This is a genomic window from Pseudomonas sp. P5_A2_2, assembly GCF_054177685.1.
Genome location: NZ_JBGCUL010000136.1, coordinates 1 through 8,350 on the forward strand (window position 1 = coordinate 1; position 8,350 = coordinate 8,350).

The 8,350-nt window shown below is 58.6% G+C and carries 9 protein-coding genes; 4 read left to right on the forward strand and 5 right to left on the reverse strand.

Going from position 1 to position 8,350, the window contains the following annotated elements; translation table 11 throughout:
* Positions 1 to 915, reverse strand: a 915-nt coding sequence (locus ACXRVY_RS11430) for an argininosuccinate synthase (protein WP_458237421.1), incomplete at its 3' end; no start/stop codon positions are given.
* Positions 916 to 1,044: 129 nt separating this feature from the next.
* Positions 1,045 to 1,950, reverse strand: a complete 906-nt coding sequence (locus ACXRVY_RS11435; protein WP_223459946.1) for a flagellar protein MotY — start codon at positions 1,948 to 1,950, stop codon at positions 1,045 to 1,047.
* A 159-nt stretch (positions 1,951 to 2,109) separates the two neighbouring features.
* Here ACXRVY_RS11435 and pyrC point away from each other — a divergent pair, with 159 nt between their 5' ends.
* Together pyrC and rnt are read left to right on the forward strand one after the other, a co-directional pair.
* Positions 2,110 to 3,156 carry a dihydroorotase gene (gene pyrC / locus ACXRVY_RS11440; RefSeq protein ID WP_223459944.1) on the forward strand — a complete coding sequence of 349 codons (1,047 nt, stop codon included), beginning with the start codon at positions 2,110 to 2,112 and terminating at the stop codon, positions 3,154 to 3,156.
* Positions 3,153 to 3,830 carry a ribonuclease T gene (gene rnt, locus ACXRVY_RS11445; protein WP_458237422.1) on the forward strand — a complete coding sequence of 226 codons (678 nt, stop codon included), beginning with the start codon at positions 3,153 to 3,155 and terminating at the stop codon, positions 3,828 to 3,830. The genes pyrC and rnt overlap by 4 nt, the downstream gene beginning before the upstream one ends.
* Before the next feature lie 211 nt (positions 3,831 to 4,041).
* Here rnt and ACXRVY_RS11450 read toward each other — a convergent pair whose 3' ends face one another.
* Positions 4,042 to 4,644 (reverse strand): peroxiredoxin, encoded by a 603-nt coding sequence (locus ACXRVY_RS11450; protein ID WP_093226492.1) that lies wholly within the window; start codon positions 4,642 to 4,644, stop codon positions 4,042 to 4,044.
* Between the two features lie 311 nt (positions 4,645 to 4,955).
* On the opposite strand from ACXRVY_RS11450, the gene ACXRVY_RS11455 reads away from it, so the two are divergent.
* Positions 4,956 to 5,174: a bacterioferritin-associated ferredoxin gene (locus tag ACXRVY_RS11455; RefSeq protein ID WP_008053520.1), complete on the forward strand. Its 219-nt coding sequence runs from the start codon at positions 4,956 to 4,958 to the stop codon at positions 5,172 to 5,174.
* A gap of 198 nt (positions 5,175 to 5,372) precedes the next feature.
* A complete protein-coding gene (bfr, locus tag ACXRVY_RS11460) occupies positions 5,373 to 5,849 on the forward strand; it encodes a bacterioferritin (RefSeq protein ID WP_223459941.1) in 477 nt (158 codons plus the stop codon).
* Positions 5,850 to 6,030: 181 nt separating this feature from the next.
* Here bfr and grxD read toward each other — a convergent pair whose 3' ends face one another.
* The gene (gene grxD, locus ACXRVY_RS11465) at positions 6,031 to 6,369 is read right to left on the reverse strand and encodes a Grx4 family monothiol glutaredoxin (RefSeq protein ID WP_223459939.1); all 339 of its coding nucleotides are present in this window, start codon (positions 6,367 to 6,369) and stop codon (positions 6,031 to 6,033) included.
* 97 nt (positions 6,370 to 6,466) lie between these two features.
* Positions 6,467 to 8,350: molybdopterin oxidoreductase family protein (locus ACXRVY_RS11470; protein ID WP_458237423.1), on the reverse strand; the 1,884-nt coding region annotated here is incomplete at its 5' end.

Here is an 8,350-nt window from a genome sequence, read left to right on the forward strand (position 1 = left end):
GTATTTGAGGTGCGCCACTTCGCGGTCCAGGGTGATCGATTCGATCGCACGGTGGGCACGCAGCATGATGGTGCCGCCCGGGGTTTCGTAGCAGCCGCGGGACTTCATGCCCACATAGCGGTTCTCGACGATGTCGAGACGGCCGATACCATGTTCGCCACCGATACGGTTCAGCGTTGCCAACACGGTGGCCGGAGTCATTTCGACGCCGTCCAGCGCGACGATGTCGCCGTTGCGGTAGGTCAGTTCCAGGTACTGCGGCTTGTCTGGAGCGTTTTCCGGGGAAACGGTCCAGCGCCACATGTCTTCTTCGTGCTCGGTCCAGGTGTCTTCCAGCACGCCGCCTTCATAGGAGATGTGCAGCAGGTTGGCATCCATGGAGTACGGGGATTTCTTCTTGCCGTGGCGTTCGATCGGGATCGCGTGCTTATCGGCGTAATCCATCAGCTTTTCACGGGACAGCAGGTCCCATTCGCGCCAAGGGGCAATCACTTTCACACCTGGCTTCAAGGCGTAGGCACCGAGTTCGAATCGAACCTGGTCGTTACCCTTGCCGGTGGCGCCATGGGAAATGGCGTCAGCGCCGGTTTCGTTGGCGATTTCGATCAGGCGCTTGGCGATCAGCGGACGAGCGATGGAAGTACCCAGCAGGTACTCGCCCTCGTAAACGGTGTTGGCGCGGAACATCGGGAAAAYGAAATCGCGCACGAACTCTTCGCGCAAGTCATCGATGTAGATCTCTTTGACGCCCATGGCCTGAGCCTTGGCGCGTGCCGGTTCGACCTCTTCGCCCTGACCCAGGTCAGCGGTGAAGGTCACCACTTCACAGTTATAAGTATCCTGCAGCCACTTGAGGATCACCGAAGTGTCCAGGCCGCCGGAATACGCCAGAACGACCTTGTTTACGTCCGCCATGCCATCACTCCACGGGATTCTACGGAAAGCCGGGAAGTCTACCGCTCATGCAGAATAATTTACAGTGGCGCGACAGCTTATGACGACGAAGCGACAGATTCTGTCGAGAGCGCGACGATGACCGGAGAGTCAGGAAGTTGCCGAGATGGCCGCTTTCGTCGCTTGTGGAGCGACTTGTTCCGTAGGTGCTCCGCGCTCCAGGCGTACCGCTACCCGACGGTTCTTCGCACGGTTGGTGTTGCTGGTATTAGGCGCCAACGGATAACGTTCGCCATGGAAACGCACAGTGATTTGCGACTCCTGGATGCCGTTGGCCTTGAAGAAATCCATCACTGCCAGGGCTCGGCGCCGCGACAGGTCGCGGTTGGTCAGGCGGTTGCCGCTGTTGTCGGAGTGACCGTCGAGTTCGATGTGATTGACCGTCGGATCGGCCTTCATGTACTCCAGCATCACCTGCAACTTGGCCTTCGCGGCGCTGTCGAGTTCGATTCCGCCGCCGGGGAAGCCGATTTCGGATCGCTTCACCTGTTCGAAGTTCTGCGGCAACAGTTTGGCCACGCAGCTTTGATAATCGGCAAACGCCTTGGTGAACCTGACCGGCAGCAAGCGCACTTCCGACACCCGGCCATCCCCCGAAGAATGGCGAACCACCGGGCTGCGACCGTCCATCAGTCCGCTGATCAGGCGCCCGGCCTGAACCTGTGAACTGTTGAACAACACGTTGCCGCTGCCGATTCTCACCGTTCCCAGGTTGATATCGTCACGCCCCGGTTGCCACGGTGCCGCAGCGGCCAGCAAGGTCGCCGAGCCCCCGCCCATCATCGGGTTATAGGCTTTCAGACGAAACGTTGCCTGCTCACCGGCCTTGCGCACGAACTCGCCCGAACCGAAGTCGGTAATCGGCTGAGCCAGKCGGCATTCGAACTTGTCACCTTCGACCGTCCACTCAATGCTCTCCAGACGAGTCTGGAAAGTGAGCGCCATCGCGGGAAGGCTGGCAAACACACTGAGCAAGGCTAAATAACGCTGGCGCACGGGAGGCTCCACTGGCTTCTACAACAAAAAGACCGACACACACATGTTTACGGCATACCTGTTGGATATCGGAAGCTTCCTGCAAAACTTGATAGCGAGTGCCTGCAAGAGTCTTTTCCGGTAGCATTCCCTTGAGTTTGACCCGCCTGGAATCCCCTCATGTCCGACCGCCTGACCCTGCTGCGTCCCGACGACTGGCACATTCATCTTCGAGATGGTGCCGTGTTGACCAATACCGTCGCGGATGTCGCGCGCACCTTTGGCCGCGCGATCATCATGCCCAACCTGGTTCCACCAGTGCGCAACGCGGCCGAAGCCGACGGCTATCGCCAGCGGATTCTCGCTGCCCGCCCGGCCGGCAGCCTGTTCGAGCCACTGATGGTCCTGTACCTGACCGACCGCACCCAGCCCGAAGAAATTCGCGAGGCCAAGGCCAGCGGATTCATTCACGCCGCCAAGCTGTACCCGGCCGGCGCGACTACCAACTCGGATTCTGGCGTCACCAGCATCGACAAGATCTTTCCTGCACTCGAGGCCATGGCCGAAGTCGGGATGCCGTTGTTGATCCACGGTGAAGTCACCCGAGGCGATGTCGACGTTTTCGATCGCGAAAAAATCTTCATCGACGAGCACATGCGTCGTGTGGTCGAGCGTTTCCCGACCCTCAAAGTGGTGTTCGAACACATCACCACCGCGGACGCCGTGCAGTTCGTCAACTCGGCTTCGGCCAACGTCGGCGCGACCATCACGGCTCACCACCTGCTGTACAACCGCAACCACATGCTGGTGGGCGGGATTCGGCCGCACTTTTATTGCCTGCCGATCCTCAAGCGCAATACGCACCAGGAAGCCCTGCTCGACGCCGCCACCAGCGGCAGCGACAAGTTCTTCCTCGGCACCGACTCGGCGCCCCACGCCCAGCACGCCAAGGAAGCGGCCTGCGGCTGCGCCGGTTGCTACACAGCCTTTGCTGCCATCGAGATGTATGCCGAAGCCTTTGAACAGCGCAACGCGCTGGACAAGCTCGAAGCCTTCGCCAGCCTCAACGGCCCGCGGTTCTATGGTCTGCCGGCCAACACCGATCGCATCACCCTGGTCCGCGAAGAATGGACCGCCCCGACCAGCCTGCCATTTGGCGAGCTGACCGTTATCCCGCTGCGCGCCGGTGAAAAACTGCGCTGGCGCCTGCTGGAGGAACACGCGTGAGTGAAGACCATTTCGACGACGAACTGGAAGGCAATGGCGGCGGAGGCGGTCCTCGTCATMCAATGGCTGCCAGGTTCCGTGGTTACCTGCCAGTTGTCGTCGACGTAGAAACCGGTGGCTTCAACTCAGCCACCGATGCCCTGCTGGAGATCGCCGCGACCACCATCGCCATGGATGAAAAGGGTTTTGTTTACCCGGATCACACCTACTTTTTCCGTGTCGAGCCGTTCGAAGGCGCGAACATCGAAGCGGCCGCCCTGGAGTTCACCGGGATCAAGCTCGATCACCCGCTGCGCATGGCCGTGAGTGAAGAGTCTGCCCTGAACGATATCTTCCGCGGCGTGCGCAAGGCCCTCAAGGCCAATGGTTGCAAACGGGCGATCCTGGTCGGGCATAACAGCAGCTTCGACCTGGGCTTCCTGAATGCAGCGGTTGCGCGCCTGGACATGAAGCGCAATCCGTTCCATCCGTTCTCCAGTTTCGATACCGCAACGCTCGCGGGCCTGGCCTACGGTCAAACCGTGCTGGCCAAGGCTTGCCAGGCAGCGGACATCGACTTCGATGGTCGCGAGGCTCACTCGGCCCGTTACGACACCGAGAAGACCGCTGAACTGTTCTGCGGCATCGTCAATCGCTGGAAGCAAATGGGCGGTTGGGAAGATTTCGACGATTGATGCTGTTGGCTCTTTGTGGGAGCGAGCCTGCTCGCGATGGACTAGAGAACACTGCGGGGTGTCAGGCTCCCAGCGTCATCGTTGACGACCATCGTCGGAACGCCGCCCGGAGCAGGCTCGCTCCTACAGTGACCAGAAATCCCGCCCATAAAAAAACCGGCCTCGAAGGCCGGTTTTTTTGTACCTGCTTTTTATAGCTGGAGCGTGCGCCTTACAGAGCAGCAGCGTGCTCGGTCAGGTAAGCCGCAACGCCTTCTGGCGAAGCGTTCATGCCTTTGTCGCCTTTTTTCCAGTTGGCAGGGCAGACTTCGCCGTGCTCTTCGTGGAATTGCAGAGCGTCGACCAGACGCAGCAGCTCTTCCATGTTACGGCCCAGCGGCAGGTCGTTGATGATCTGCGAACGGACAACGCCTTTGTTGTCGATCAGGAACGCGCCACGGAAAGCCACGCCGTCAGCGGACTGAACGTCATAGGCTTTCATGATTTCCTGCTTGATGTCGGCAGCCATGGTGTAGCGAACTTCGCCGATACCGCCATTGTTGACCGGGGTGTTGCGCCAGGCGTTGTGGGTGAAGTGCGAGTCGATCGACACAGCGACCACTTCAACGTTACGCGCCTTGAACTCGGACATGCGGTTGTCCAGAGCGATCAGCTCGGACGGGCAAACGAAGGTGAAGTCCAGTGGGTAGAAGAACACCAGGCCGTATTTGCCTTTGATCGCCGAAGACAGGGTGAAGCTGTCAACGATCTCGCCATTGCCGAGTACGGCCGGTACGGTGAAGTCAGGGGCTTGTTTGCCTACGAGTACGCTCATTGGATATCTCCTGGTGTAATAGCGTGAGAAACAGGGTTCGTATCAGCCTGCCACCCTGAGGCGACAGCCCTGTGACACGATCCCCGGTCGCAAAAGACCGGTCATCATACACCGCGTGTTTGAGCTGGATTAGCTGTTTTTTCCCGGTACGATGAAATCCTCATCGGTTTTGTATCACCGATTCGCCAGACAGACCGTTCGTCAGCCATCCCCGTTTATGACGGAAAGTGCACTGAAACCACTTTGACAATCATTCTCGTTAACATTAAGATCCATCGCAATTGAGTCACAATCAGCGACGGTCCTTCCTTATGTATGTTTGCCTCTGCACTGGCGTCACCGACGGTCAAATCCGCGATGCGATCTATGAAGGATGCTGCAGCTACAAGGAAGTCCGAGTGGCCACCGGCGTTGCCAGTCAATGCGGCAAATGTGCCTGCCTCGCCAAGGAAGTGGTCCGCGAGACCCTGACCAAACTGCAAACGGCTCAGGCTGCAATTCCTTTTCCAGCGGAATTTACCGCGGCTTAAATATCGAATTTCAAAGAACCGGACATATGTCCGGTTTTTTTATGTCTCAAAATCAACTAGTTATGCTCTAGACGCGGAACACAAACATTCTTATTCCGATTAATTTTCATTTAAGTTTCAATAACTTAGGTTTGACACTCTTAAATACGCAGCTCAAACTCTGCCCTATTGACAGCTAATAAAGGGCAGGACCCCATCATGAAAGGCGACGTTACAGTCATCCAGCATCTCAACAAGATCCTCGCCAATGAGCTGGTCGCGATCAATCAATACTTCCTGCATGCGCGCATGTATGAAGATTGGGGCCTGAACAAGCTCGGCAAGCACGAGTACCACGAATCCATCGACGAGATGAAGCACGCGGACAAGCTGATCAAGCGCATTCTGTTCCTTGAAGGCCTGCCGAACGTCCAGGACCTGGGCAAGCTGCACATCGGCGAACACACCAAGGAAATGCTCGAGTGCGACCTGCGTATCGAACGCATCGGTCACGCTGATCTCAAAGTGGCTATCGCTCATTGCGAAACAGTTGGCGACTTCGGTAGCCGTGAGCTGCTTGAAGATATCCTCGAGTCCGAAGAAGAACATATTGACTGGCTGGAAACCCAGTTGGGCCTGATCGAAAAAATCGGACTCGAGAACTATCTGCAATCGCAGATGGGCGACGACGAGTAAGTTCTACGTCGTTAATCTCGATGCATTAAAAAGCCCCGCCCTCTTTCGAGGAGCGGGGCTTTTTATTGCCCGGATGTAGGAGCGAGCTTGCTCGCGAGAATCGCGAACGTTAACGCGTAAAACCAGATACCCAGCGGGGCTTTGGTTTTTTCGCGAGCAAGCTCGCTCCTACAGGTGCCAGTCAGGCTTCAGTCTTGGCAGCGGCCTTGGCGGCGGCTTCCTTGATCAGTTTCTCCAGCGAACCGTCAGCAGCCATCTCAGTCATGATGTCGCTACCGCCGACCAGCTCACCGGCGACCCACAGCTGTGGGAAGGTTGGCCAGTTGGCGTATTTTGGCAGGTTGGCGCGGATTTCCGGGTTCTGCAGGATGTCCACGTACGCAAACTTTTCGCCACACGCCATCACGGCCTGCGCGGCCTTCGCAGAGAAGCCGCACTGCGGGGCATTCGGCGAGCCTTTCATGTAAAGCAGAATGGTGTTGTTGGCAATCTGCTCTTTAATCGTTTCGATGATATCCATGGAGCACCTCGGCTGAACTTTCCGACTCATGGGTCGGCACGGTGGCGCATTGTAACGGAAAGCCGAGCGCCCTGCTCGGTCTCTCCGTCAGTCTGATTCAAGCCGCCGAAACTGTCACCGGCACGCCATTGAGCGCGGCATTTCCCGACAGTTCGTCAAGCCGGCATTCGTCAGTCAGGTCGTTGGCGCTCGAGCCCGGCTGACTGCTGGCAATCGACATTTGCACGCCCGGCCGCGCATGGCCCCAGCCATGAGGCAGGCTGACCACGCCCTTCATCATGTCCAGACTGCCAAGCACTTCGACCTCAATCACACCCACCCGTGAACTGACTCGCACACGTTGCCCGTCACTGAGCCCGCGACTGGCCAGGTCGTCCGGATGCATCAGTAACTGATGACGCGGCTTGCCCTTCACCAACCGATGATAATTATGCATCCATGAGTTGTTGCTGCGCACATGCCGGCGGCCAATCATCAACAACTCATCGGCGGCCGGTGGCTGCAAGACTGCGAAGCGCGCCAGGTCCGCAAGAATCACCACAGGAGCAGCCTGGATGCGTTGATTGGCGGTCTTCAGGCGTGGTGCCAGGTTAGGCTTGAGCGCTCCCAGATCAACGCCATGGGGGTGATCGAACAAGGTCGCCAGCGACAGCTTGTGCTCTGACGTGTCGCCGTACATCCCCATGCGCAGGCCGCGATCGATCATTTGCGCCGGGGTGATGGTGGGCTTCAATTCTTTGCCGGTCCTGGCGGCAAATGCCTTGGCCAGCCCGACGAAAATCTCCCAGTCGTGCAATGCACCTTCGGGTTTGGCAAGGATTGCGCGGTTGAAACGGCTGACGTTGCGCACCGCAAACAGGTTGAAGGTGGTGTCGTAATGGTCGTTTTCCAGTGCCGATGTGGATGGCAGGATCAGGTCGGCGTAACGCGTGGTTTCATTGATGTACAGGTCGATACTGACCATGAACTCCAGTCCGTCCAGCGCCTGCTCGAGCTTTCGGCCATTGGGCGTGGACAGCACCGGATTGCCTGCCACAGTGATCAGCGCCCGGACTTGCCCTACCCCTTCGGTGAGCATCTCTTCGGCCAGCGCCGACACCGGTAACTCTCCGGCGTATTCCGGGCGCCCGGAAACCCGGCTCTGCCACAGATTGAAATGCCCGCCAGAGGTCGACGCCACCAGGTCCACCGCCGGCTCGGTGCACAAGGCGCCCCCCACGCGATCGAGGTTGCCGGTGACCAGGTTGATCAACTGCACCACCCAGTGGCACAGCGTACCGAAGGCCTGGGTCGAGACGCCCATGCGGCCATAGCAGACTGCACTCGGTGCCGCGGCAAAGTCCCGCGCCAATTGGCGGATCTGTTCGGCCGGTACGGCGCACAACGGGCTCATGGCTTCGGCGGTGAACCGCGCGACGGCATCCCGCACGTCCTCCAGACCGTCTACCGGCAGATGGCTGTCGCGGGTCAGACCTTCAGCGAACAAGGTATTGAGCAGCCCGAACAACAGCGCAGCATCACCGCCCGGGCGCACGAACAGATGCTGATCGGCAATTGCCGCCGTTTCACTACGGCGCGGGTCGACCACCACCACCTTGCCACCCCGGGCCTGTATCGCCTTCAAGCGTTTTTCCACATCCGGCACGGTCATGATGCTGCCGTTCGAAGCCAGTGGGTTGCCGCCCAGGATCAGCATGAAATCGGTGTGATCGATGTCCGCAATAGGCAGCAACAACCCGTGGCCGTACATCAAATGACTGGTCAGGTGATGGGGTAATTGATCGACCGAGGTGGCGGAAAACCGGTTGCGGGTTTTCAGCAGGCCGAGGAAGTAATTGCTGTGGGTCATCAGCCCGTAATTGTGCACGCTGGGGTTGCCTTGATAGACCGCCACGGCGTTTTGCCCGTGACGTTCCTGAATGGCGGCGAGGCGTTCGGCGACCAGATTGAATGCCGCTTCCCACTCGATGGGCTGCCACTC

Bases quoted from the DNA above. Each gene is read 5' to 3' on its own strand.
- ACXRVY_RS11450 (WP_093226492.1), bottom strand. From the start codon at position 4,644: ATGAGCGTACTCGTAGGCAAACAAGCCCCTGACTTCACCGTACCGGCC.
- grxD (WP_223459939.1), bottom strand. From the start codon at position 6,369: ATGGATATCATCGAAACGATTAAAGAGCAGATTGCCAACAACACCATT.
- ACXRVY_RS11455 (WP_008053520.1), top strand. From the start codon at position 4,956: ATGTATGTTTGCCTCTGCACTGGCGTCACCGACGGTCAAATCCGCGAT.
- pyrC (WP_223459944.1), top strand. From the start codon at position 2,110: ATGTCCGACCGCCTGACCCTGCTGCGTCCCGACGACTGGCACATTCAT.
- bfr (WP_223459941.1), top strand. From the start codon at position 5,373: ATGAAAGGCGACGTTACAGTCATCCAGCATCTCAACAAGATCCTCGCC.